This is a genomic window from Agrobacterium sp. 22-223-1 (assembly GCF_053522385.1).
In genome coordinates this window covers 82,938-106,799 of record NZ_JBNWCN010000002.1, presented here as the reverse complement: position 1 = coordinate 106,799, position 23,862 = coordinate 82,938, and the positions used below count along the sequence as shown (strand labels likewise).

General features: G+C 58.6%; 21 protein-coding genes and 1 tRNA gene. 11 read left to right on the top strand and 11 right to left on the bottom strand.

Going from position 1 to position 23,862, the window contains the following annotated elements; genetic code table 11:
- Positions 1–11 precede the first annotated feature (11 nt).
- Positions 12–932: a LysR family transcriptional regulator gene (locus ACQZ60_RS12635; protein ID WP_035265027.1), complete on the bottom strand. Its 921-nt coding sequence runs from the start codon at positions 930–932 to the stop codon at positions 12–14.
- Between the two features lie 129 nt (positions 933–1,061).
- Between ACQZ60_RS12635 and ACQZ60_RS12630 the strand changes: the two genes are divergently transcribed.
- The 8 genes from ACQZ60_RS12630 to ACQZ60_RS12595 are packed head-to-tail and all read left to right on the top strand — an operon-like array spanning position 1,062 to position 10,106.
- Positions 1,062–2,612: an ABC transporter substrate-binding protein gene (locus ACQZ60_RS12630; protein WP_035264974.1), complete on the top strand. Its 1,551-nt coding sequence runs from the start codon at positions 1,062–1,064 to the stop codon at positions 2,610–2,612.
- Positions 2,613–2,635: 23 nt separating this feature from the next.
- Positions 2,636–3,517, top strand: a complete 882-nt coding sequence (locus ACQZ60_RS12625) for a dihydrodipicolinate synthase family protein (RefSeq protein WP_035264977.1) — start codon at positions 2,636–2,638, stop codon at positions 3,515–3,517.
- Positions 3,518–3,550: 33 nt separating this feature from the next.
- Entirely contained in the window at positions 3,551–4,510 is a 960-nt protein-coding gene (locus ACQZ60_RS12620) for a nucleoside hydrolase (RefSeq protein WP_035264980.1), read from the top strand.
- Positions 4,507–5,487: a nucleoside hydrolase gene (locus ACQZ60_RS12615; RefSeq protein ID WP_035264982.1), complete on the top strand. Its 981-nt coding sequence runs from the start codon at positions 4,507–4,509 to the stop codon at positions 5,485–5,487. The genes ACQZ60_RS12620 and ACQZ60_RS12615 overlap by 4 nt, the downstream gene beginning before the upstream one ends.
- Positions 5,484–6,458 carry an ABC transporter permease gene (locus ACQZ60_RS12610; protein WP_003519720.1) on the top strand — a complete coding sequence of 325 codons (975 nt, stop codon included), beginning with the start codon at positions 5,484–5,486 and terminating at the stop codon, positions 6,456–6,458. The genes ACQZ60_RS12615 and ACQZ60_RS12610 overlap by 4 nt, the downstream gene beginning before the upstream one ends.
- On the top strand, positions 6,458–7,396 hold the full coding sequence (locus tag ACQZ60_RS12605) for an ABC transporter permease (protein ID WP_035264986.1): 939 nt from the start codon (positions 6,458–6,460) through the stop codon (positions 7,394–7,396). The genes ACQZ60_RS12610 and ACQZ60_RS12605 overlap by 1 nt, the downstream gene beginning before the upstream one ends.
- Positions 7,397–7,400: 4 nt before the next feature.
- Entirely contained in the window at positions 7,401–9,206 is a 1,806-nt protein-coding gene (locus ACQZ60_RS12600; RefSeq protein ID WP_196378601.1) for an ABC transporter ATP-binding protein, read from the top strand.
- A 12-nt stretch (positions 9,207–9,218) separates the two neighbouring features.
- Positions 9,219–10,106, top strand: a complete 888-nt coding sequence (locus ACQZ60_RS12595) for a ribokinase (protein WP_035264992.1) — start codon at positions 9,219–9,221, stop codon at positions 10,104–10,106.
- A 75-nt stretch (positions 10,107–10,181) separates the two neighbouring features.
- Here the strand turns inward: ACQZ60_RS12595 and ACQZ60_RS12590 are convergent, their stop codons facing one another.
- The 6 genes from ACQZ60_RS12590 to cpdR form a co-directional block, all read right to left on the bottom strand.
- Positions 10,182–11,792, bottom strand: coding sequence for an ABC transporter ATP-binding protein (locus ACQZ60_RS12590; protein ID WP_035264994.1), 1,611 nt, complete (start codon positions 11,790–11,792; stop codon positions 10,182–10,184).
- A gap of 1 nt (position 11,793) precedes the next feature.
- Positions 11,794–12,924, bottom strand: a complete 1,131-nt coding sequence (locus tag ACQZ60_RS12585; RefSeq protein WP_035264997.1) for an ABC transporter permease — start codon at positions 12,922–12,924, stop codon at positions 11,794–11,796.
- Positions 12,917–13,840: an oligopeptide ABC transporter permease OppB gene (oppB, locus tag ACQZ60_RS12580; RefSeq protein ID WP_035265000.1), complete on the bottom strand. Its 924-nt coding sequence runs from the start codon at positions 13,838–13,840 to the stop codon at positions 12,917–12,919. The genes ACQZ60_RS12585 and oppB overlap by 8 nt, the downstream gene beginning before the upstream one ends.
- Before the next feature lie 54 nt (positions 13,841–13,894).
- Positions 13,895–15,490 carry a peptide ABC transporter substrate-binding protein gene (locus tag ACQZ60_RS12575; protein WP_035265002.1) on the bottom strand — a complete coding sequence of 532 codons (1,596 nt, stop codon included), beginning with the start codon at positions 15,488–15,490 and terminating at the stop codon, positions 13,895–13,897.
- Positions 15,491–15,924: 434 nt separating this feature from the next.
- Positions 15,925–15,999, bottom strand: a tRNA-Val gene (locus ACQZ60_RS12570).
- Positions 16,000–16,080: 81 nt separating this feature from the next.
- Positions 16,081–16,443, bottom strand: a complete 363-nt coding sequence (gene cpdR, locus ACQZ60_RS12565) for a cell cycle two-component system response regulator CpdR (RefSeq protein ID WP_003497910.1) — start codon at positions 16,441–16,443, stop codon at positions 16,081–16,083.
- 182 nt (positions 16,444–16,625) lie between these two features.
- Between cpdR and ACQZ60_RS12560 the strand changes: the two genes are divergently transcribed.
- Together ACQZ60_RS12560 and hisN are read left to right on the top strand one after the other, a co-directional pair.
- A complete protein-coding gene (locus ACQZ60_RS12560; RefSeq protein WP_003519728.1) occupies positions 16,626–17,510 on the top strand; it encodes an N-formylglutamate amidohydrolase in 885 nt (294 codons plus the stop codon).
- 318 nt (positions 17,511–17,828) lie between these two features.
- Positions 17,829–18,605 carry a histidinol-phosphatase gene (gene hisN / locus ACQZ60_RS12555; RefSeq protein ID WP_035265005.1) on the top strand — a complete coding sequence of 259 codons (777 nt, stop codon included), beginning with the start codon at positions 17,829–17,831 and terminating at the stop codon, positions 18,603–18,605.
- A 10-nt stretch (positions 18,606–18,615) separates the two neighbouring features.
- Here the strand turns inward: hisN and ACQZ60_RS12550 are convergent, their stop codons facing one another.
- Positions 18,616–19,569 carry an alpha/beta fold hydrolase gene (locus ACQZ60_RS12550; RefSeq protein WP_448735362.1) on the bottom strand — a complete coding sequence of 318 codons (954 nt, stop codon included), beginning with the start codon at positions 19,567–19,569 and terminating at the stop codon, positions 18,616–18,618.
- A 380-nt stretch (positions 19,570–19,949) separates the two neighbouring features.
- Between ACQZ60_RS12550 and hspL the strand changes: the two genes are divergently transcribed.
- Positions 19,950–20,432 (top strand): heat shock protein HspL, encoded by a 483-nt coding sequence (hspL, locus tag ACQZ60_RS12545; RefSeq protein WP_003519731.1) that lies wholly within the window; start codon positions 19,950–19,952, stop codon positions 20,430–20,432.
- 72 nt (positions 20,433–20,504) lie between these two features.
- Here the strand turns inward: hspL and ACQZ60_RS12540 are convergent, their stop codons facing one another.
- Genes ACQZ60_RS12540 through ACQZ60_RS12530 form a run of 3 tightly spaced genes read right to left on the bottom strand, consistent with a single transcriptional unit; the run spans position 20,505 to position 23,691 of the window.
- A complete protein-coding gene (locus ACQZ60_RS12540) occupies positions 20,505–21,347 on the bottom strand; it encodes a TIGR01459 family HAD-type hydrolase (RefSeq protein WP_020809276.1) in 843 nt (280 codons plus the stop codon).
- A complete protein-coding gene (locus tag ACQZ60_RS12535) occupies positions 21,344–22,621 on the bottom strand; it encodes an FGGY-family carbohydrate kinase (protein ID WP_448735361.1) in 1,278 nt (425 codons plus the stop codon). The genes ACQZ60_RS12540 and ACQZ60_RS12535 overlap by 4 nt, the downstream gene beginning before the upstream one ends.
- Positions 22,618–23,691, bottom strand: a complete 1,074-nt coding sequence (locus ACQZ60_RS12530) for a class II aldolase/adducin family protein (protein ID WP_448735360.1) — start codon at positions 23,689–23,691, stop codon at positions 22,618–22,620. Before ACQZ60_RS12530 ends, ACQZ60_RS12535 begins: the two co-directional genes overlap by 4 nt.
- Positions 23,692–23,862 lie beyond the last annotated feature (171 nt).

Here is a 23,862-nt window from a genome sequence, read left to right as displayed (position 1 = left end):
TCCGTATCTCCTCAAGACTCTCGTAATGTTAGATACGAACCGAGGTCTCCTGCGGCGCTCATCATTTGGCGGATGCGCTCAATCAACTCATCAAGAACGGCAATTCTCTGCGCACCGATTGGCCGTATCGCGTAGTAGGACACTTCGATCTTCGGTTCGAATGGTATCGCCACCACTTCGGCACCGGCAGAGCGCAGGCTGGTATGATCCACGATGCCAACGCCCATGCCCGCCGATGCAAAGTGGCAGCAGTTCAGCATTGACGTTTCCATCGTGCTTATCGGTTGGTGATCTTCGATTGAGAAGGCGCGGTCGAGTGCCAGCCTGAGCGGAGAATTGCGGCCGGGAATGAGCACTCGTTCATCGAGAAGGTCATTTGGCGTGACGACCCGGCGGGATGCCAGTCGATGATCTGCCGTCATTGCGGCAACGGCATAGGAACTGTGCAGAGGCGTGGCGTTCTTGTCCGCCATTCTGGGAGAGCCGAACACCAGCCCGAGATCGTAGCGGTTCTGGTCGACCATATCCCATATATGCCGGCTGTTTTCGACGTCGATCACCAGCGGAATATCCAGCCGGTCGCCAATGGTTTCAACAATCGCCCGATGCAGGTAGGGGCGAACCAGCGATGTTACGCTGCCAATGCGCAGAACGGTGTTCTTGTGCGCGCGTATGTCGTCGGCGGCCTGGGCAATCTGGTCGAGGCCGAGATAAAGCCGCTCGACCTCCCGATAAAACTGTGTGGCTTCGGCGGTTGGCACCAATCTGGCGCCCACGCGTTCAAACAGCCGCATTTGAACGATCTCTTCGAGATCGCGGATAAGGCGACTGACGGCCGGCTGGGTGACGTTCATGGCTTCGGCCGCGGCGGTAATGCCACCGGTCATCATCACGGCTCGAAACGCTTCGACCTGCCTTGGTTTCAGTCTCACCTGGTTTCCTTCCATAACATTGCGGCATGGCTTAAGTACAAAATGCAATTTTTCTTTTGCCAGGTAAAACGTTAATTCGTCTTTTACCCGCAGGGAGCGCGGGCCGGACAACCTGGAGGAGTCCCCGTTATGAAGTTTTCTGTTTTCGCAGCCGCATTGGCAGCGTCTGTTTTCGCCATGCCGTTCGCGAGCGAGGCCCGGGATCTGACCGTTGGTCTTTCCGCCTCCACGACGTCCATGGACCCGCAATTTTATGTCGTCGGCCCGAACAGTGCGATGGCGCGCAACATTTTCGATGGCCTCGTCAATCAGGACGACAAGCAGCAGATACAGCCGGCGCTCGCTGTTTCCTGGAAAATCGTCGATGACAAGACCTGGGAATTCAAGCTGCGCGAAGGCGTGAAATTCCACGACGGCAGCGATTTCACCGCTGAAGACGTGGTCGCCAGCATCAAGCGCATTCCACTTGCCTCGACCAACAGCCCAAGCTCTTTTGCCGCTTACGTGAAGGCTATAACCGAGGTCGAAGCCGTCGATCCGCTGACGGTCCGTATCAGGACTGCCGGCCCAACGCCGCTTCTGCTCAACAATCTCAGTCGTATCGCGATGCTTCCGGCCGAAATGGAAAAGGTTACGACGGGCGAAATGAACACCGGCAAGGGCGTTATCGGCACCGGCCCGTTCAAGTTCGTTTCCTGGTCGCCGGACGACAATGTCGTTGTTGCGCGCAATGATGCCTATTGGGGCGAAAAAGCTGCCTGGGACAAGGTGACCTTCCGGGTCTTCAAGAACCCGAGCGCGCGCGTTGCCGCCATGCTTTCGGGCGATGTCGACATGATCGAAAGCATCCCGACGGCCGATACCCGACGGCTTGAGGCATCCGACAAGCTGAAGGTCGTCAACATTGCCGGCAACCGCATCATGTATCTGCACATGGACCAAGCCCGCGAAGAATCGCCTTTCGCCAAGGGTCCGGATGGCAAGAACCCGCTCCTGAAACCGGAAGTGCGCCGCGCGCTGTCCCTGTCGATCAACCGCGAAGCGCTGGTCGACCGCATCATGGACGGGCAGGGCGTGCCGGCCGGCCAGGTCGTGCCGGAAGGTTATTTCGGTTATGATCCCGCCATCAAGGTCGACGCCTATGACCCGACAAAGGCCAAGGAACTGTTGGCGAAGGCCGGTTATCCCGACGGTTTCCAGCTGACCTTCCATGCATCGAATGACCGCTATCCGAACGATAGCAAGGTTGCGCAGGCCATCGGCCAGTTCTTCAGCCGCGTCGGCGTGAAGACCGAAGTCGCCACCCTGCCGGGCAGCGTCTATTTCACCCGTGCCTCGAACCTCGAGTTTTCGTTCATCATGGGCGGCGCCGCCGTCGAAACCGGTGAGGCTTCGGGCGTTCTTGGGCCGATCCTCGAGACCTACGGCGAAAAGGCGGGTCAGGGCAATCGCGGTCGTTATTCCAACCCGGAATTCGACAAGGCCCTGAACGAAGCCCGCTCGACGCTCGACGACGCCAAGCGTGAGGAACTTCTGAAGAAGGCCACGGAAATCGCGATGACGGATCTCGGTGTCATTCCGGTTTTCTATCTCGCCAACACCTGGGCGGTGAAGAGCGATATCAACTATGCGGGTCGTTCCGACGGTTACACGCTTCCCTATTACGTGAAGCCGAACTGATCGAAGAAAAGGAGCGGTCCACCATGTCTTTCAGCGGTGTATTTCCCTATCTCGTTTCCCCGGTCGATAGCGCCGGCGAGGTGATGCCAGGTGTGCTGACGGATCTGGTGGACCACCTGATCGACGCGGGCGTGCATGGTCTGACGCCGCTCGGCAGCACGGGTGAATTTGCCTATCTCTCCCAGGAGCAAAGACGCCGCGTCGTCGATACCGTGATCTCGGCCAATCGCGGTCGGGTTCCCGTTGTCGCCGGCGTGGCGTCGACTTCCACTGCCGACGCCGTTGCCCAGACGGAATATATGGTCGCGGCCGGTGCGGATGGCATTCTGGCGATCCTCGAAGCTTACTTCCCGGTCAGCGACGAGGGTGTGGAAGCCTATTTCACTGCGATCGCCAGGGCGGCCAAAGGTCGTCCGGTGGTGCTCTATATCAATCCGCAATTCCAGCGTTCCGATCTTTCGTTGCCGATTATCGAGCGACTGAGCCGGATCGATAATATCCGCTACATCAAGGACGCGTCGACCAATACGGGGCGCCTGCTTTCCATCATTGAGCGGACCCGCGGCCGGATGGAGGTATTTGCAGCCTCCGCGCACATCCCTGTCTGCGTGATGATGATTGGCGGCGTGGGCTGGATGGCCGGTCCGGCCTGCATCGTGCCCAAGCAGAGCATTGCGCTCTATGAGGCGGCCAAGGCCGGTGACTGGACGCGTGCAATGGACCTTCAGCGGCCGATGTGGAAGGTCAACGAGATTTTCGCGAAATATTCGATCGCCGCCTGCATCAAGACGGCGCTCGATCTGCAGGGTTTTGCCGTCGGTGCGCCGATGCATCCGCAAATGCCGCTCGGCGAGGCCGCGCGAGCGGAAATCGCCAGTGTGCTGCGCGATGTCGGCGCGCTCTGAGTTTTCTGATCCCACACATTGAAGGCATTGAGAATGAAGCCGATTTCGATCATCGTCGATTGTGATCCCGGTATCGATGACACGATTGCCCTGCTGACCGCATTCGTGTCGCCGGAACTTAAGATTCTGGGCATTACACCCGTCTGTGGCAACCAGCCGCTGGAGCGCACGGTGCGCAATGCGCTGCAGGTCTGCGAACTCGGCAATCGTGCCGACATCCCGGTCTATGCCGGCTGCTTCCGACCGATGCTGCGTGAGCCGATCCATGGCCAGTTTCATGGCAAGACCGGTCTCGGCAACACCGTATTGCCGGAACCGGTGAAGAAGGCGGAAGAGACGTCCGCCGTCGATTTCCTGATCGACGCGCTGGGCAAGGCCGCCGAACAGGGCGAGCGTATCACGCTCTGCTGCCTGGGACCGCTGACCAATGTCGCGGTTGCCTTGCGCATGAAGCCACAGATTGCCGAAGGCATCGAACGTATCGTCATGATGGGCGGCGCTTATCGCGAACCGGGCAACCGTACCATGACCTCGGAATTCAACGTTCTGGCTGACCCGCATGCCGCACATGTGGTGTTTTCGAGCGGCATTCCGCTTGTTGCCCTGTCGCTGGATGCCACGCATCAGGTCATGTTGAAGCCGGAGCATGTCGCCGAGTTTTCGCGTGTCAGCGGCCGTATTTCCGAAACATTGGCCGAGTTGATGGCGTTTTGGGATCGCAACGATGTGCGCCGTTATGGTTCGCGAGGCGGCCCGCTGCACGATCCCCTGGTCATGGCCTATATTCTTGCGCCACATCTGTTCGAAACCCAGAGGGCACGTGTTTTCGTCGAGTATGAAAGCGAGCTTTGCATGGGCCAGACGATTGCCGACTGGTACGGCAAGAGCGGCTTGGAGCCAAATGCCGACATCGTCACCAAGGTCGATGCGGAAGGCGTGATCGCTTTCTTCCTAGAGCGCCTGTCGTGTTATGCCGAAAAGGTCGTCGCATGAAACCCCACAAGGTCATCATCGATGCGGATCCGGGCGTGGACGATGCCGCCGCCATTCTGATGGCGCTTGCCTCGCCGGAAATCGAGGTTCTGGGACTGTCCATTGTCGCCGGCAATGTGCCGCTTCGCGATACGGTCACCAATGCCTGCAAACTTGTCGGCCTGAGCGGACGGCGTGATGTGCCGGTTTATGCCGGTGCCAGCGGTCCGCTGGTGCGCGAACAGGTCTATGGGAAATATGCCCGCATCGGCGCTTTCGACGATACGCTGGTCAAGGCCGGCGATATCGTTGCGGCGGAAGAAAACGCGGTGCGGTTCATCGTCCGCACGGCGCGGGCGGCGGCAGCGGCAGGCGAGCCGGTCACCATCTGCGCTATCGGGCCGATGACGAATGTGGCGCTGGCGTTGATCCAGCATCCGGACGTTGCCCGCGGCATCCGCCGGATCGTTTCGATGGGGGGCGCTTTCACCGCACTTGGCCATCGCACGCCATGGGCCGAATTCAACGTCTATGCCGATCCGCATGCCGCCGAAATCGTCTTCCAGTCCGGCGTTCCGATTGTGCTGATGCCGCTCGACATGACCTTCCAGGCGCTGTTTACGGCCAAACATTTTGAACGGTTCCGTGCCGGCGGCGAAGCGGGCGATGCCCTTTTCAATCTTTTCTCGACCTTCGACCGCAGCGATGTCAAACGCTTCGGTCGACCGGGCGGACCGATCCACGATGCGACGACGATAGCGTGGCTGATCCGACCCGAATTGTTCACCAGCCGCGAGGCTTTTGTCGGCGTTGAGGTCACCGGCCTCACGATGGGTTACACCTATGCCGATTTCTACAAGAAGATGGACCGGGCGGCGAACACCACCGTCGTCACCGATGTCGACGAGGCCGGTTTCATCGAATTGCTGATCGAGCGCATCGCCCGCCATGGCGGTGCAGCGCTCGGCAGAAAAACCCTGGGAGGCTCAAGCTCATGAGCGGATATCTTCTAAGCCGGTCGCTACAAACCGTGCTCACGCTTTTTGTCATGTCGGTTCTGGTCTTTGTCGGCCTCTATCTCGTCGGCAATCCGGTTGACGTTCTGCTGAGCCCGACTGCGACACCGGCGGAACGCCTGCAGGTCATCCAGTCCTTCGGCCTCGACAAGTCGGTTTGGGAACAATACTGGCTGTTCCTCACGCGAGCGCTTTCCGGCGATCTCGGCAATTCCTTTGTGTTCAACCAGCCGGCGCTGACCCTGATTTTGAACCGCATGCCGGCAACGCTGGAACTTGCATTCGTCGCCCTGTTCATGGCGCTTGTTATCGGCATTCCCCTCGGCGTTTATGCCGGCCTCAAGCCGAAGGGCTTTATTTCCAAGTCGATCATGACCTTCTCCATCCTCGGTTTCAGTCTGCCGACATTCTGGATCGGGCTCGTCATGATCATGCTGTTCAGCGTCTATTTAGGCTGGTTGCCCGCATCGGGTCGCGGCGAGACTGTCAACGTCCTTGGCGTGCCGCTCAGCCTCTTCACGTTCGATGGCTTGACGCATCTGCTGCTGCCGGCCTTCAATCTGGCGCTGTTCAAGATTTCGCTGGTCATCCGTCTTACACGCGCCGGCGTGATGGAAACCATGCAGCTCGATTTCGTTCGTTTCGCCCGCGCCAAGGGTCTGCCGGAACGCCGTATCGTCACCGTGCATGTGCTGAAGAACACGCTGATCCCGTTGATCACCGTCATCGGTCTGGAACTCGGCTCGCTGATCGCTTTCGCTGTCGTCACGGAAACGATCTTTGCCTGGCCGGGCATGGGCAAGCTGATCATCGACGCTATCGGCGTTCTCGACCGTCCCGTCATCCTCGCCTACCTGATGATCACCGTGGTGATGTTCAGCATCATCAATCTTCTGGTCGACATTCTGTACTCCATCGTCGACCCCCGCGTTCGCCTTGAGGGGAATTCGTGATGACCGACAACAACAGCTCGACCGTTTCGGTTCATGCCGCCGCAAACAGCGGCGCGAAATCCACCTCGCGTTCCCCCGCACGGGAGGTTGTCCATGCGCTGCTGCACGACAAGCTCGCGCTCGTCGGCATCATACTGGTGACGATCTTTATCGTGGCGGCCATCTTCGCACCGGTCATCGCACCGCAAAATCCGTATGATCTGGCTCAGCTCGACATTCTCGACGGTCGCCTGCCACCGGGTTCGGAAAGCATGTCGGGCATGACCTATCTGATCGGCACCGACACGCAGGGCCGCGACCTGTTCAGCGCCATTCTCTATGGCCTGCGCACCAGTATCCTCGTCGGCCTCTCCAGTGCGGCAATCGCGCTCGTCATCGGCGCATCGATCGGCCTCACCAGCGCCTATGTCGGCGGTCGGCTGGACTCGGTGCTGATGCGTATCGTCGATATCCAGCTCAGCTTCCCCGCGATCCTGATTGCGCTGATTTTCCTCGCCATTCTCGGCCAGGGCGTCGACAAGATTATTCTGGCGCTGGTGGTGACGCAATGGGCTTATTATGCCCGCACGATCCGCGGTTCGGCGCTGGTCGAGCGCAAACGCGCCTATGTCGATGCCGCCCGCTCGATGGCGCTGCCGGACCGCAACATCCTGTTCCGGCACATCCTGCCGAACTGCCTGCCGCCGCTGATCGTCGTCGCCACCATGCGCGTCGCTTATGCCATCATGCTGGAAGCAACGCTTTCCTTCCTCGGCATCGGCCTGCCGGTGACGGAACCGTCCCTTGGTCTGCTGATCTCGAACGGCTTCGAATACCTGCTTTCCGGTGACTACTGGATCAGCCTATTCCCGGGCATCGCCCTTCTGTTGCTCATTGTCGCGATTAACCTGATCGGCGATTCCCTGCGCGACATCCTCAATCCGCGTCGTGAGGGCTAAGATCATGACCAATCCAATTCTTTCGATTTCCAATCTCAACACGGCCTTCCGCGTCGGTGGTGAGTGGCGCAATGTCGTGCATGATGTCAGCTTCGATATCGCGCCGAAGGAAACCGTTGCCGTTGTCGGTGAATCCGGTTCGGGCAAGAGCGTCACGGCGATGTCGATCATGCGGCTTCTGTCGCCGGGCAATTCGCGCGTGGCCGGAAAGATCGAGTTCGAGGGCAAGGATCTTCTGTCGATCCCGCTTGAAGACATGCAGAAAATCCGCGGCAATCGCATTGGCATGATCTTTCAGGAGCCGATGACCTCGCTCAATCCGGTGCTGAAGATCGGTGCGCAGATCACCGAGGTCCTGCGCCAGCATCGCGGCATGACGGAAACCGAAGCGCAGGCGGAAGCCGTGCGGCTTCTGGAAAAGGTCCGCATTCCTTCGGCAAAGTCGCGGCTTAACGAATACCCGATGAATTTTTCGGGCGGCATGCGCCAGCGTGTCGTTATCGCGATTGCGCTTGCCTGTGATCCCAAGCTGCTGATCGCCGACGAACCGACGACGGCGCTCGATGTGACCATCCAGGCGCAGATCCTCGAACTCATCAAGACACTGCAGGAAGAGGAAGGCATGTCCGTTCTCTTCATCACCCATGACATGGGCGTTGTTGCGGAAATATCCGACCGTACGGTGGTGATGTATCGTGGCGAACAGGTTGAGACCGGCACGACGCATGATCTCTTTGCCGGCGCCAAACATCCCTATACCCGCGCGCTGTTGTCGGCAGTACCGCAGCTTGGCTCGATGACCGGCAAGGATCGTCCGTTGCGGTTTCCGCAGGTGGACATGGCAACCGGGGAAATCCAACCGGTCAAGCCGACCGAGGATACGGTCAAGCGCAATCACCCACCGATCCTCAAGGTCGACAACCTGATTACGCGCTTTCCGATCAGGAAAGGTTTCCTGCGCAAGACCATCGGCTGCATCCACGCGGTCGAAGGCGTATCGCTGGAATTGCGTCAGGGAGAAACCCTGTCGCTGGTCGGCGAATCCGGTTGCGGCAAATCTACCACCGGCCGCTCGATCATTCGGCTTACCGATGCGGTATCCGGTGAAGTGCAGATTGGCGGCAAGAATGTACTCACGGCCGGCAAGAGCGACCTTGCCGATATCCGCCGCGAAGCGCAGATGATCTTCCAGGACCCGTTCGAAAGCCTCAATCCGCGCATCCGCGTCGGCCAGGCGATCGCCGAGCCGATCATCACCCATGGTCTGGCGCCAGCTTCGCAAGCGCGTCAGCGCGTTGGTGACCTTCTGGAACGTGTCGGCCTTTCCGCTTCGATGGCGGATCGCTTCCCGCACGAATTTTCCGGTGGCCAGCGTCAACGCGTCTGTATCGCCCGCGCCCTGGCGCTGGAGCCGAAGCTCCTGATTGCCGACGAGTCGGTGTCCGCGCTCGATGTCTCGGTCAAGGCGCAGGTCATCAATCTGATGCTGGACCTGCAGGAAAAATACGGCCTCGGCTATCTCTTCATCAGCCATGACATGGCGGTTGTCGAGCGCATCAGCCACCGCGTCGCCGTGATGTATCTCGGAGAGATCGTCGAAATTGGCCCGCGTCAGGCCGTCTTCGAAAACCCGCAGCATGAATATACCAAGCGGCTGATGGCGGCGGTCCCGATTGCCGATCCCTCGCGCCGACAGACACGCCGTATCTCCAATGACGAGATCAAAAGCCCGTTCCGCGCTGCCGATTATGTGCCGCCGAAGCGGACCTACGAGGAAGCCGGCGAAGGTCACTTCGTTCAGATCGCTTAAGGAGACCGCGTCATGATCATCACCTTCGGCTCAATCAATGTCGACTTCGTCTATGAGGTCGAGGACATGCCGCAGCCGGGCCAGACGCTGCTTGCCAAACGTTTCCGCACGGAAGCCGGCGGCAAAGGCGCCAATCAGGCGCTTGCAGCGGCCCGCGACGGAGCCGAGGTGGTGATGGTGGGTGCAGTCGGGCAGGATGGTCTGGCCGAGATCGGCTTGCAGAACCTGAAGACGGCAACGGATATCAGCCGCGTCGCCTCTCTCGGCGAACCGACCGGCAATGCCTCGATCCATATCGACGCCAAGGGTCGAAATATGATTGTGGTGGCGGCTGGCGCCAACCTCGCGGTTTCTTCGAATTGCGTGGAGGAGGATCTGTTGCAGCGGGCCAATGTCGTGCTCATGCAAATGGAAAACGATTTGGCCGAAGTGGAAAAGCTCATCCGCCGCACGCATGCCTCAAAGGCCATCTCGATCCTCAACCTCGCACCGGCATTTCCTTTGTCGGAAGAAGTTCTGTCTTTATGCGATCTGATTGTCGTCAATGAAGACGAAGCCGAGGCTTTGGCGGGTTGGCTCGGTTGCGATGCATCGGCAGAGGCCTTGTCTGTGCGTCTTGGCACCGGCGTTCTGCGCACACTCGGCGGGGATGGGGCGGAAGCCTGCGCGTTTGGCGAACATGTTCGTATCGCAGCCATGCCCGTCGACGTACAGGACACAACGGCAGCCGGCGATTGTTTCGTCGGCGTGCTTGCCGCAGGATTGGACTGCGGCTTGCCGCTGAAGGCGGCGATGCGGCGGGCGTCCATCGCTGCAGCGCTGACATGCTCGCAAAAAGGCAGTCAGAGCAGTATTCCCGAGCGGCGAGTTACGGATTCCGTCGAAAATAGGTGCAACTAACCTGGCTGCATAACGTTGCCGCTCTTTTTTAAGTGGTTCAGGGCCAGAGAAGGCCTGCCACGGCCGTGCTATAATCTATGGTGCCGCTTCCACTGAAAAAGCAGATTTGATGAGTGTTTCGGTATATTCAGCCGTCGGATTGTTGAATATGGCTTCCGTTTCCCCTTCCTCCACAATCTTCCCGTTTCTCATGACGATGACGTAATCCGAAATCGCCTTGATGACAGAAAGGTCGTGGCTGATGAAGATGTAAGAAAGGCCATGCGTCTTCTGCAAATCACGCAGTAGATCGATAACTTGTCCCTGAACGGATCGGTCCAGCGCGGATGTCGGTTCGTCGAGAATGACGACATCCGGTTTGAGGATGATCGCGCGGGCGATTGCGATACGCTGACGTTGTCCGCCCGAGAACTCGTGAGGGTAACGGTTGCGAGCGGCGGGATCGAGACCGACTTCTTTCAGTGCTTCTATTGCCCGCTTGTCCCGTTCCGCTCGGTTCAGTCGTTGCTCATGCACAAACAGGCCTTCCGTGATGATCTCTCCGACCGTCTGTCTTGGCGAAAGCGAGCCATAGGGGTCCTGGAACACGAGCTGCAGACGCCGCCGCAATGGCCGCATTGCCTTCCGATCAAGTCCGGTAATTTCCCTCCCGCCGAAGAAAATACGGCCATCTGCCACAATTAGACGCAGAAGCGCACGACCGAGCGTGGACTTGCCTGACCCGGATTCACCGACGATGCCTATGGTCTGTCCCTGGTGAAGGTTGACATTGACGCCATCGACGGCTCGGAACCTGCGAGACTTCGACAAGAAGCCACCAGGAATTGTATAATCGATCGTCACGCCCTGGCCGGAGAGGACGACCGGCGCCTCTGCACTAATGGCCGGCTTGTGCCCGCTGGGTTCGGCATCGAGAAGCATCCTGGTGTAATCCGCCTGCGGGCGATCGAAGATATCTTCCGTCTTACCGGACTCGACAATCTCCCCACGGCGCATGACAGCCACACGATTGGCAAAATGGCGGACCACGCCAAGATCATGCGTGATCAGGACGATGGCCATGCCGAAACGTTGTTGCAACGACTTCAGAAGGTCGAGGATTTGCGCCTGGATCGTCACGTCCAGCGCAGTGGTCGGCTCATCCGCAATCAGAATATCCGGTTCATTCGCGAGAGCCATGGCGATCATGACGCGCTGGCGCTGGCCACCGGAAAGTTCGTGGGGATAGCTGTCTATACGCCGCTCCGGATCGGGAATTCCCACGAGCTTCAGCAGTTCGAGAACGCGGGCGCGCGCCTCTTTTTTGCTGCCACCCCTGTGGTGAAGGATCGGTTCGGCGATTTGCGCGCCGATCCTGTAGAGAGGATCGAGCGAGGTCATCGGCTCCTGGAAAATCATGGTGATTTTCGCGCCCCGGATATTGTTCAGCTCGCCGACCGGCAGACCGATCAGCTCTCGTCCGCGATATTTTGCCGAGCCTTCAATAACGCCGTTGGATGCCAGCAACCCCATGATTCCCATCATGGTCTGGCTTTTGCCGGAACCGGATTCTCCGACGACGGCAAGCGTTTCGCCCTGCTTGACGTCAAGATCGATGCCCTTGACGGCTTTCACCGTGCCGTCCGGCGTCGTGAAATCGACCTTGAGATTACGGACGGTGAGGATGGTTTCAGATGTCGTATTCATGTCAACGATCCTTGGGATCGAGTGCATCACGCAACCCGTCACCCACAAAATTGAGCGAAAACAGGGTCAGTACGAAGAAGATCGCCGGAAATATCAGGAGCCACGGGGCCGATTGGATATTGTTGGCGCCTTCGGAAATCAGCGCACCCCAGCTCGTAAGCGGCGCCTGCACGCCAAGACCGAGGAAAGAGAGGAAGCTTTCCAGAAGAATGACTTTGGGTACGACGACCGTGACGAACACGACGACGGGCCCGATCGTATTCGGGATGATGTGACGGCGGATGATCTGCCAGTCGCTCAAACCCAAGGCCTGTGCGGCGCCCACAAATTCCCGCCGTTTCAGGGCAAGCGTCTGACCGCGGACGATACGCGCCATATCCAGCCATTCCACCGCACCGATGACCAGAAAGATCAGGATGAAGCTGCGGCCGAAAAAGACCACCAGAACGACCACCAGAAAGACAAAAGGCAGCGAATAGAGGATTTCGACGAAACGCATCATGACATTATCGACACGCCCGCCGATATACCCCGCAGTTGCGCCGTAAAGCACGCCGATTCCGAGCGAAACGAGGCTGGCGAGAACGCCGACGGCGATTGAGATTTGCCCACCCAGCATCACGCGCGCCAGCATGTCGCGACCGTTCGAATCCGTGCCGAAGAAGAAGTACTCGCGGTTGACGTCGCCTTCCAGCTTCAGCGTTCGACCCTCATCTTCGGTGGCGACGACCTTTGTGTTTTCGAATTCGTTGGCGCGGTCGAAATAGCGTGTCGTGCGCGGGTCAATCGGGCTGCTGGAGGTGACGGTTGCCGTGAAGGTCTGCCCTTCGACGGAGAATTCCTTCAGCTCCACGCGCGCCCGGCTGGCAACACCCTCCATCACGCCCTGAAGGTTGTTCACATCCGGGCGCGGCTCAAGGCTCGGCGGGACGGAGACATAGGACGAAAACACCTGATCGTAGGTATGTGTGAGGAAATGCGGACCGATGAACGAGAAAAGCGTGATCAGCAGCAGCATGACGGAACCTGCCATGGCGGCCTTGTTTCGTCTGAAACGCAGGGCTGCCAGCTGGAACAGGCTTCGGCTTTTTACCAATGTTTGAGGGGCAATATTGCCGGGGATATCAGTCATGTCTGACCCTCGGATCGAGCAGGCCGTAGAGAATATCGACCACGAGATTGAACAGGATGACAAAAATGGCGACGAGAACGACGGTTCCCATCACCAATGTATAGTCACGATTGATCGCACCAAGAACGAAGTAGCGGCCGACACCCGGAATAGTGAAGATCGTCTCGATGACTGCCGAACCCGTCAACAGTGCTGCGGCGCAGGGAGCCAGATAGGAAACGACCGGAAGCATCGCCGCACGCATGGCGTGGAATACCACCACGTTGCGCGCCGGAAGGCCATAAGCCTTGGCGGTGCGAATGTGGTCCATCCGCAAAGCCTCGATCATCGCACCGCGTGTCAGGCGCGCGATGACCGCAAGCTGTGGTAAAGCGAGCGCGATCATCGGAAGGATGAGATATCGCAGCGATCCGTCGCCCCAGCTGCCGGCGGGCAGAAGCCCGAGTATGACGGCAAAGACAAGCGTGAGAACCGGTGCGACAACGAAGTTCGGTACGGTAACGCCAACCGTCGAAATCGACATGATCGAGAAATCGAAGGCACTATTCTGCCTCAGCGCAGCCAGCGTCCCGGCAAGAACGCCGCCGACCAGCGCCAGCAAAAGAGCATAGCTGCCAAGTTCCAGCGAATAAGGCAGACCTTTGCCGATCAATTGCGCGACGGTATTGTCCTTGTAGACGTAGCTCGGACCAAAATCGCCGGTGACGGCATTGCCGAGATAGATGAGATACTGGCGCCACAATGGTTCATCCAGATGATAGGTTCTCATCAGGTTTTCCATCGTCTGCGGCGGCAGGGGACGTTCAAGATTGAACGGACCACCCGGTGCGAAACGCATCAGGAAAAACGAAATCGTGACGACGATAAACAAAGTCGGCACCGCACTCGCCAAACGGCGCAGGATAAACGAGATCATGCTTTTTCGGGCTCCGGCATGGCACGGTGGTGTGAGCCACCGTGCCGACGCTGCTTATTCGGAAACGCTCAGGAAGCGGCTGAGGTGTGCGTTGGCAGCATTGTCGACCCAACCCTTGACGCGGTTGGAAACCAGCCAGAGATCGGCCTGCGTCAGAAGCGGAACAACCGGCTGTTCCTTCATGAGGATGGTTTCTGCCTCATGCAGCAGCTTGGAGCGAGCGGCAGGATCCTTCTCGTCGTAGGACTTCTGCATCAGCGCGTCGTATTCGGCGTTGTTGAACTTGGAATAGTTGAAGGTCTTGTTGGAAGATACCGAAAGCGCCAGGAAGTTTTCGGCATCCGCATAGTCGGCAACCCAACCGGCACGCGCCACGTTGAATTTGCCGCCTTCCTGAAGGTAGCCATAGTGCGAGGCGACGTCGAGGTTCACCAGCGACACCTTCGCGCCGAAGGTGTTCTTCCACATATCAGCGATAGCCGTCGCGACGCGTTCATGGTTCGGGTTGGTGTTGTAACGGATTTCGATGGAAAGCGGCTTGCCGCCCTCACCGTAACCAGCGTCCTTCATGAGCTTGAGGGCTTCGTCTTCACGATCAAGCTGAGACAGCGTGGCAAAGTCGGCCTTTGCCGGCTCTTTGTAGGAATCCATGCCCGGAGGAACCATGGAATAGGCCGGAATCTGAGAACCGCTATAGATTTCCTTGGCGAGGAAATCGCGGTCCACCGCCATGGAGAGCGCCTGACGGACACGGACGTCGTTATAAGGCGCTTCGCGGGTATCGAAGGTGTAGTAATAGGTCGCAAGCGTCGGCGAAACGTGAACCTGTTCGCCATAGGCCTTGCGCAGACGGTCGATCTGATCTGCGGAAAAGTTGTAGGCGAGGTCCATTTCCTTTGCTTCGAAACGACGAACGGATGCGGCCTGATCGTCGATCGGGTAGAAGATGACCTTGTCGATCTTGGTGTTGGATGCATCCCAGAAACTGGTGTTCTTGACGACCGTCAGGCTGTCATTGGGAACATGCGCTTGGAGTTTATAGGCACCGTTCGAGACCATGACGCCGGGCTTTACGAAGTCGGTGCCATTCTTTTCGTAGCTTGCCTTGGAGATTGGCAGAGCCGCCTGGTGAGAAAGGAGTTCAAGGAAGAAAGGTGTCGGGCGCTCGAGTGTGATCTCAAGGGTCTTGTCATCCACCGCCTTGACGCCAAGCTGGTCAACCGGAACATCGCCCTTGTTGATCTTTTCGGCGTTCTTGATCGGGTAAAGAATATTTGCATATTTTGCGGCGGTCTTCGGATCTTCGACGCGCTGGTAGGAGAACACAAAATCTCCGGCCGTTACCGGCGTGCCATCCGACCACTTCGCATCCGCACGCAGTTTGAACGTGTAGACGGTACCATCCTCAGACAGTGTCCAGCTTTCCGCCGTACCGGGAACGATCTTGCCGGCGGCATCGTAAATGGTGAGACCTTCATAAAGGTCTTTCAGGATAAAGGCTTCGATGTTGATGGAGGTCTGTGCCTGATCGAGCGTCTGCGGTTCCCCGGCATTGCCGCGGTGTAGAACTGTTTCTGCAAGTGCAGAACTCGCCCCAATCAGAAGCGATCCTACCAGCAGAGTGGCGCGAGTTGTTGTTTTTATGGACATCGTTTCTCTCCCCGTGAAGATTTTGAGTCTACAAACAAGGCGATATTGCTCCGAAGCGCAACAACAATAAATTGTGAGTTGATGGGAAGCCGTGACCTCGGCAGACAAAGAAAACCGCCCAAGTGGGACCTGTGATCGCTACAGATCGCGATAAGCCACCCCATGTGTTGATGACCTACAGCCGGTTCGAACGCCTTATTGGAAAGCGCCGTAACCTCATCGATGCTCTTTCAATGTCCGGACTGTCGACGACTGACCTGAATACCCCAGAGCAGAAATCGGAACCCGGGGGTAATACCTGCGCGATACGAACCTTATCTCCGAACCGCGTGGCGTCGAAGACGGTAATGCAGACGCAAGCGTCACTCGCTGGGCGCCACTATGTAAAAAGGCCCTGCGATCTCTCGCAAGGCCTTGATACTTAAGAATTCGGATGGTGGGCGTGACAGGGATTGAACCTGTGACCCCTACGATGTCAACGTAGTGCTCTCCCGCTGAGCTACACGCCCTCCGTGGCGGCGGATAGACCACAAAACCGGTTCATGCGTCAACTGCTTTTTTTCGGTTTTGTGAAGGTTTTTTGAGAGGCCTTACGCCACAAGGAGTTTGTTGACCTCATCCACCAGATCGCGCAGATGGAACGGCTTGGAAAGCACCTTGGCGTCCTTCGGAGCCTTCGAATCGGCATTCAGCGCAACGGCTGCAAAGCCGGTAATGAACATGACTTTCAGGTCCGGGTCGAGTTCGGTCGCGCGCCGCGCAAGCTCGATGCCGTCCATTTCCGGCATGACGATATCGGTCAGCAGAAGCGAAAAGGGCTCTTCGCGAAGCCGGTCATAGGCGCTGGCGCCATTGTCGAAGGAAGAAACCTTGTAACCGGCTTTTTCCAGCGCCTTGACGAGGAAGCGGCGCATATCGTTGTCGTCTTCAGCGAGAAGAATTTTCTGATTCATCATAAGTGACCGTAACTACTCAATGTTTGGAATACCCTAGCCCGATTATAGGATTTTCACGGTAAATATCCTGTGAACGCGTGAATCGGTATAGCGCTGATTGGGCGATAGTATGGACTTGCCGCGCCGTAACTGGCAACATGAACATCCTGATAGTTTTGCGACATGGTAAATGACCCTGAATGGACTGGATAACGGGTGAATATGAGCTGTTCGAAGTAACGGAACCTGCCGTTCAAACCCTGCCATTCGTCTATAATTCGCCCCATAGCGGCCGCTGCTACCCGATTTCCTTCCTGGAATCGGCAAGGCTCGATTCGCACGAGATCCGCCGCTCCGAAGATCACTTCGTCGACGAGTTGTTCGCGGCAGCACCGGAGATCGGCGCGCCGCTTCTCAAAGCGAATTTCCCGCGCGCCTATCTGGACGTCAATCGCGAGCCCTACGAGCTCGATCCCCGCATGTTCGAAGGCACGCTTCCGCCTTATGCCAATATCGGCTCCATGCGGGTCGCCGGCGGTCTGGGAACGGTGCCGCGCATCGTCGCCGAGAATATGGATATCTATGCCCACCGCCTGCCGGTCGACGAGGCGCTTTCGCGGATCGAGACGATCTACAAGCCCTATCATGCCTGCCTGCGCCGCCTGCTGTCTCGCACCCACGCCAATTTCGGAATGGCGGTGCTGATCGACTGCCATTCCATGCCGGGCAATATCCGCGTTGCCGGCTCGAATCTCAGACCGGATGTGATCATCGGCGATCGCTACGGCACCAGCGCATCCCAGGAAGTCTCCCGCGCCGCGCTGCATTTCCTTGAGGAACTGGGTTTCGTCGCGGTCTGCAACAAACCCTATGCCGGCGGCTTCATCACCGAACATTATGGCCGACCCATCCGCTCTCTCCATGCGCTGCAGATCGAGGTCAACCGGGCGCTTTACGTGGACGAAAAGACGCTTTTGAAAAAAGCCGATTTTCCCGCCATTCAGGCGTCGCTTGAAATCTTCATGCGACAGCTCGGCGCCTTCGTTTCCGAATACGCGATAGAAACGTCGCTCGCTGCCGAATAGCAGCTCGAATTATCCGCTATTTCGATCTTTTATCCCGGATCGTCTGGCGGCCCGCCGGACAAAAAAAACCGCGCCTTGGCGCGGTCAAGTCTAGGGAGGAAACACCCAAGGAGGGTATTTACAGTCAAAGACTGTAGGATCACGCTACGCAGTAATTGCACAATTGTCAATCATTTTATTTTATGCATATTTTTTAGGCTTATGCTGAAAATATGGAAACACCGGCGCCGTCATTCGTATGAGTGGACGGCGGATGCGATTCCGGTCTATGCATTGCCCCATAGAATTCAGACCCAATATTCAGGCAATGAGGTTCGCATGCTGCCCGACCGGGATTTCTTCTTCAAACTTGCCGATGCCGCCAGCGCCGAAACGCTTCCCCGCTTCCGCACGGGCATTGCCGTCGCCAACAAACAGGATGGCGGCTACGATCCGGTGACGGAAGGCGATCAGGCAGCGGAAACAGCCATTCGCGCCCTGATCGAGGCCCGTTTTCCGCAGCATGGCATTCTGGGCGAAGAACACGGCAATATCGGTCTCGACCGCGAGCATATCTGGGTCATCGACCCGATCGATGGCACCCGCGCCTTCATTTCCGGCGTGCCGGTCTGGGGCACGCTGATCGGCTTCCAGTCGGCCGGCCGCGCCACCATGGGCATCATGGAACAGCCCTTCACCAAAGAGCGTTATTTCGCCGATGGCGAGGCGGCGTGGTATTTCGGGCCGGATGGCGAGCGGAAAATCCGCACGCGCGACTGTGCTTCGCTGTCAGACGCCGTGCTGTTCACCACGAGCCCCCACATCTTCACCGCGGAGGAAAAGACCCTGTACGAAAAAGTGCAGGATCAGGTCCGCCTTTTCCGCTACGGCGTGGATTGTTACGCCTATTGCCTGCTTGCGGCCGGCCACGTCGATCTGGTGATCGAATCCGGCCTGAAGCCCTATGATGTCGGCGCGTTGATCCCGGTCATCGAACAGGCCGGCGGCATCATGACGACCTGGGATGGCGGGCGTCCGGAAAATGGCGGCCGCATTCTCGCAGCCGGCTCAAAGGCGGTGCACGAACAGGCGCTCGCCATTCTCTCAAAACTCTGAGGCAGCCCGCTTAAGCGGCCATCACTCCGGCGCGAAAAAAGGCGTCGATGGCCGCCAGCGCCTGTTTGCGGAAAACATCGCGCTCATGCAGCAATTCGTGGCGCGCACCGGTGATCGGAAGAAGCTGCGCTGCCCGGAAATTGCGTGAGAGTTCTTCCTGCGCCTTATAGGGCGTGATGGTATCCAGCATCGGCGCCAGAATAAGGGTCGGAATGGTGATATTCGTCAGATGGTCCTGACGGACCACCCGCCCCATGGTCTTCAGCGCCTCATAGACCCAGCGCGCCGTCGGCGCACCGATGAAAAGTTCCGGAAACTGCCTGTGCAGCGAGAGATTTCTTGTAAAACGTCTGGCGTCCGAGGTGAGCGGATTGCCGTCGAAATCCCGCTCCCGCTGATCCTTGCCGAGCTGAACCCGTCCAAGGCCAACGAGACTTAGAGCCGTCGCCACCGCCCGAATGACGGATGATGGGACGGATTGCTGGCTGTCCAGCTCGATGAAGGGCGAACAAAGCGCCAGACGGTCGATCCGGTTCGACAGGCCGGGTGCGGCGGCAAGCGCTGCAAGCGCGCCGGTGGAGTGCGCGATCATGAAGAATGGCAGCCGCGTATCCGGCAACACCACCTGTTCGAGAAAAAGGCTGATATCACGCTGGTAGTCTGAGAACCGCCGCACATGCCCGGCACCCGGTTTTTTCAGCAATCTTTCGGAACCGCCCTGCCCGCGCGTATCGAAGGTCGCAACCCAGAAACCCATGGCGGTAAGATCGCGAACCGTTTCGAAATATTTCTCGATACATTCGTTCCTGCCATGCAGCAGAACCACGGTTCCGCGAGCCACCTGGCGGCTGGCGCGAAAGATCGCATAGCGAAGCTGTTTGCCGCGATCGCCGGTAAAATATCCGACGGTATGGTTGCCGGGAACCGGGTTGTCTTCGCTCTCGCGCAATGTGGCTTCGATCATCGGTCTTTTCCGGCTTTTCTGCCTTTTCGGGATAGGTCGGCGGCGCGGGAAGGTCAAAGAAAAAATTGCCGGAACCGTCGGTTAAAGCAGTCGCGGTTCCGGCGAATAAGACAGAAGAAGAAGGGACGTTATTGCTTCTGTCCACGGAGAATGTCTCCGATGACCGATGTTTTATGGCTCTCAAACTGAACGATGCCGGAACCTGACGTTCAGCCATGGTTCATGTTGCTTTCGCCTTTTCACGCCCCCCTTGACGCAGCCGCAGGCCATTCCCATCTCATTCATGCGGTCGCCAGAACGGGATCGTGCCACATGTCCGGCCGTCGCCAGAACGGGACGCCGGGCTTAACCGCAAACAGTCGCTTCTTAAGGAGGACACCATGCGTCACGTTGATTTTTCCCCTCTCTATCGTTCCACCGTCGGCTTCGACCGTCTTTTCTCGATGCTTGACGGCCTCGGCCAGCCCGAGCAGGCCCAGTCCTATCCGCCCTACAATATCGAGCGGACCGGCGAAAACACCTATCGCATCACCATGGCCGTTGCCGGTTTCGATGAGAACGAACTCAGCATCGAATCCCGCGCCAATGCGCTGACCGTGAAAGCCGAGAAATCCGCGGATGAGAAATCCACGGAAGGCGAGTTTCTCTATCGCGGTATCGCCACGCGCGCTTTCGAACGCCGCTTCCAGCTTGCCGACCATGTCGAGGTCCAGACCGCTTCCCTGAAGAACGGCCTGCTCCACATCGATCTCGTCCGCAATATTCCGGAAGCCATGAAGCCGCGCCGCATTGCGATCTCGTCCGACAGCGCCGATGCGCCGAAGACCATCGAAGCCCAGATTTCGCCGGCTCAGGTCAACTAAAGGCCACCCGGAAAAATACCGGATCACGGCCCGCAGCATGGATTTTCCCTGCTGCGGGCTTTGCTTTTTTGCTCAGATCTTGAACCGGTCCATCAGGAAATCGGGGCGGACGCCATATCCATCAGCAATTTCAGCCAGTTCGGCATCGGAATTTTTCGCAAGAATGCCGGTTCTGACGAGACAGGAAGCAAGGCTGGCGCGGAAGGCTCCCGCTATGTCATGTTCGAGACTGTCACCGATACAGATGATGCGGTCTGAAGCCGGGTTGCTCAAAAGCGACTGCGCGTGCTCATATATGGCAGAGTAAGGCTTGCCGAACCAGCGAACGGGGCCGCCGAGCTCCTGATAGGCAAGCGCGATGCTACCCGCACCCGGCGCGACGCGCCCGCCGGTCGTCAGCTTGTGGCGGTCGGGATTGGTGCAATAGCATGGCACACCGCGCTGTGCGGCCGGTTCCAGCATCAAGCGGTAGATGGAGAGCGGAACCTTCTCCGCTTCGCTTCCCGAAACGATCACGATATCCGCAATCCTTGCATCATTGACACTTTCAAAGCCAAGACGGTCGGCAAGATTGCGGTCGCCGCCGCTGGAGATGGTCAGGCAGCGTGTGCGTTCGGTTCCGCCAGCCGTTTTCCGGGCAAGGATATCATGGGCGACATCCCCGGATGTCAGGAAATGATCGAAACCCGCGCGATCAAAGCCGAGTTTGACCAGCCGCTCCGCATTATAATCGCCGCTGCGGCCGGAGTTCGAAAGAATGACGACGGTCTTTCCCAGCTTCTTCAAATAAAGCAGCGCATCATTGGCACCCGGATAGGCATGCTCGTCATCCCGCAATACGCCGAACTGGTCGATGAGGAAAACATCGTAACGGGCCGCAAGAGCGGCAAGGTTCGTATGGGGCGCGATATTCATGACCAGCGGGCCTTTCCGGCAAGAACGAGCGAGGCGGTGCCGACGGCCGCCTCCGCCGAACGGGTAGGGAGAAACGGTACGCCCAGCGCCTTTTCCCGCATGCAGGTCCAGGCCGGGTTTGCCACGCCGCCTCCGACCGAACGCACGGATCGTACAAGAGGGCCGCCGAGCGCGGCCAGCCGGTCGTAACCCGATTTCTCGATGGCTGTGATGCCTTCCAGAATTGCCTGAAAGAAAACGAGATCGTCGGCCGGGCGCGGCTCCATTTTGGGCGGATGGGCCGCATCATTGATGGGGAAGCGCTCGCCAGGCTTGATGAGCGGATAATAATCGAGACCCGTCGGCTCATCCGGCCGGAGATAAGGCGTCATGGCCTTCAGCTGCCCGCTATCGAAAAAGCTGCTTATGACGGCTCCGCCGGAATTGGAGGCCCCGCCGGCAAGCCAGAAATCGAGAACGCGATGCGAATAGATGCCGTAGTCCGCCGCATCGAGGGGCCGGGCGGAGGCAAGTTTGACGACCAGAGTGGAGCCGAGTGCCGTAACACCGTCGCCGATGGCAGCGGCGCCGGTGGCGAGGAAAGAGGCGCAGCCATCCGTCGTACCTGCATGGTAACGGCACCCGGAAGGCAAACCGAGGAACCGTCCGGCCGTACCGACCTCCGACAGGACAGCGCCCGCACGCCGGACCTTCGGCAGAAGCTCGATGTCCATGCCGCAGTTTTCCAGCCATTGAGGCCAGGTCTCGGAAGCAAGATCGTAACCGGTCTTGAGCGCATTGTTCTCGTCGCTCAAGGGCACATCGAGGCCAAGCTGCATGAGAATCCAGTCGGCCTGATGCACAATCGCCCTCACGCCGGGCTGGCGTGACAGGTGAATGGCGCAAGCGAGCGCCGACGTCGCGCCGCGCGCCGGACTGTTGGCCGGCGCATGCCGCGCGATGTTGTCGATAATCGCGGCATCGAGGCAGGCGTCGTTATACATCAGGACATTACCGACAACCGCACCCTCAGCGTCGATGGCAAGCACCGTACCCGAGGTACCATCGACCGCGATCCCCTCCACGGCGGCGAGGGAAAGGCGCGAAGCGAGTTCGGTGAGACAGACCTTCACACCGTGCCACCAGACGACCGGCGAGCGGGCCGCCACCGCATCAGGAAAAGGGAAGGCCGCCATGTCCAAAGGCGTTCCATCGGCGGCGAGCGCCGCCACCCGCACCCCCGACGTGCCAAGATCGATCCCCAGAGCCGCGGCTGGTAACGGCGCGCCTGTCATGCCTGCCGGCTCGCCTTGCGGTCGAGCGCCTGACGGTACTGCTCGGCCTCCCAGTGGGTAAGTTCATACTCCTGCGCCTCATCGAGATAGACAACCGGCGCATCCGCCGGGATTCGGGAAACCACCTCGGCCAGACACCGCGCCATCACGCGACCGCCATCCGTCAGTTCGTTGGCCAGCAGCACTCCCCGGCCCGGCACGAGCAGCATCTTGGGAACGCCGAGACCCCGTGAACGACGTTCATCGGCATAGGTTACGGCAGTCTCGCTATCGGCAAGAACGCCGATTTCCGTGCCCAGGAAGATGACGTGGTCTGGATAGAGCGAACCGTGGGTTGCAACAGCCACGCTCGCTGCACCGAGCGCCGTCTTGTGGCTCCCGGCATCCCGCGCCGCGTGGAAATCCGACCCCACCGCCAATGTTTTAAGCCCCACCGGATCGGCTGGCGTTACCCGGCGCTCTTCCATGCGCAGCGCGGCGCTGACCCTTTCGATGCGCTCCCGCACCTCCTCCACCGTCTCTCCGGTGATGATGATGCCATGGTTAAACAGGATCAGCACATCCGGCCTGCTGCCGGCGACACGGTCGATCTCATGCGCCAGCGGTGTGCCCGGACGGCGATAGGGGATGGTCACGCAGGCAAGATCCGGCACTGCAGCCATCCGCGCTGCGATAAGCCGTTCGCGATCCGCAAGCACGGAAAGTGCGATCGTGTCGACGCAGTGATAATGGGCGACAACCGCCTGCGGCAGCACCGCGTGAAAACTCGTCTCGATGGACGGGCGAAGGCCCGAGCTATTCCGTTCCGCAACGACAAAATCCGTCGCCTTTTCGGCACCGGGATCACCCGAGCGAAGCGCCTGCACCAGCGGCGCGACCTTCACCGGCACCATGATGTCGCGCTCTCCGGCATGGGCAAGCCAGGTGCCGGAAGCTTTCACCCACATCACGCCATCACGCTTGAAGGAGATATTGCCGCCGGCTCCCTGCGTTTTCAGGATGTCGCTGCCGATCGCCTTCGAAAGAGCGAGAAACGCGGCAAAATCTTCCGCCGGAATATCTGAAACCATGCCGCCATCCTCCAACTACCTCAACCAGCCTGCGCATTTGAGAAATGATTGAGTGAACTTTCTCCAATAACCATAAATAAATGACGCAATTACGTCAACAATGAGAATTTTCATCAACTATGTTGACTAATATCAGCCATTATGATCATTCTTCTTCATCGGCAAGGGAGA

Excerpts from the sequence above, each read along its gene's own strand:
- ACQZ60_RS12630 (WP_035264974.1), top strand. The coding sequence starts at position 1,062 with ATGAAGTTTTCTGTTTTCGCAGCCGCATTGGCAGCGTCTGTTTTCGCC.
- ACQZ60_RS12625 (WP_035264977.1), top strand. The coding sequence starts at position 2,636 with ATGTCTTTCAGCGGTGTATTTCCCTATCTCGTTTCCCCGGTCGATAGC.
- ACQZ60_RS12620 (WP_035264980.1), top strand. The coding sequence starts at position 3,551 with ATGAAGCCGATTTCGATCATCGTCGATTGTGATCCCGGTATCGATGAC.
- ACQZ60_RS12615 (WP_035264982.1), top strand. The coding sequence starts at position 4,507 with ATGAAACCCCACAAGGTCATCATCGATGCGGATCCGGGCGTGGACGAT.
- ACQZ60_RS12610 (WP_003519720.1), top strand. The coding sequence starts at position 5,484 with ATGAGCGGATATCTTCTAAGCCGGTCGCTACAAACCGTGCTCACGCTT.
- ACQZ60_RS12605 (WP_035264986.1), top strand. The coding sequence starts at position 6,458 with ATGACCGACAACAACAGCTCGACCGTTTCGGTTCATGCCGCCGCAAAC.
- ACQZ60_RS12600 (WP_196378601.1), top strand. The coding sequence starts at position 7,401 with ATGACCAATCCAATTCTTTCGATTTCCAATCTCAACACGGCCTTCCGC.
- ACQZ60_RS12595 (WP_035264992.1), top strand. The coding sequence starts at position 9,219 with ATGATCATCACCTTCGGCTCAATCAATGTCGACTTCGTCTATGAGGTC.
- ACQZ60_RS12590 (WP_035264994.1), bottom strand. The coding sequence starts at position 11,792 with ATGAATACGACATCTGAAACCATCCTCACCGTCCGTAATCTCAAGGTC.
- ACQZ60_RS12585 (WP_035264997.1), bottom strand. The coding sequence starts at position 12,924 with ATGACTGATATCCCCGGCAATATTGCCCCTCAAACATTGGTAAAAAGC.
- oppB (WP_035265000.1), bottom strand. The coding sequence starts at position 13,840 with ATGATCTCGTTTATCCTGCGCCGTTTGGCGAGTGCGGTGCCGACTTTG.
- ACQZ60_RS12575 (WP_035265002.1), bottom strand. The coding sequence starts at position 15,490 with ATGTCCATAAAAACAACAACTCGCGCCACTCTGCTGGTAGGATCGCTT.
- cpdR (WP_003497910.1), bottom strand. The coding sequence starts at position 16,443 with ATGAATCAGAAAATTCTTCTCGCTGAAGACGACAACGATATGCGCCGC.
- ACQZ60_RS12560 (WP_003519728.1), top strand. The coding sequence starts at position 16,626 with ATGGACTGGATAACGGGTGAATATGAGCTGTTCGAAGTAACGGAACCT.
- hisN (WP_035265005.1), top strand. The coding sequence starts at position 17,829 with ATGCTGCCCGACCGGGATTTCTTCTTCAAACTTGCCGATGCCGCCAGC.
- ACQZ60_RS12550 (WP_448735362.1), bottom strand. The coding sequence starts at position 19,569 with ATGATCGAAGCCACATTGCGCGAGAGCGAAGACAACCCGGTTCCCGGC.
- hspL (WP_003519731.1), top strand. The coding sequence starts at position 19,950 with ATGCGTCACGTTGATTTTTCCCCTCTCTATCGTTCCACCGTCGGCTTC.
- ACQZ60_RS12540 (WP_020809276.1), bottom strand. The coding sequence starts at position 21,347 with ATGAATATCGCGCCCCATACGAACCTTGCCGCTCTTGCGGCCCGTTAC.
- ACQZ60_RS12535 (WP_448735361.1), bottom strand. The coding sequence starts at position 22,621 with ATGACAGGCGCGCCGTTACCAGCCGCGGCTCTGGGGATCGATCTTGGC.
- ACQZ60_RS12530 (WP_448735360.1), bottom strand. The coding sequence starts at position 23,691 with ATGGTTTCAGATATTCCGGCGGAAGATTTTGCCGCGTTTCTCGCTCTT.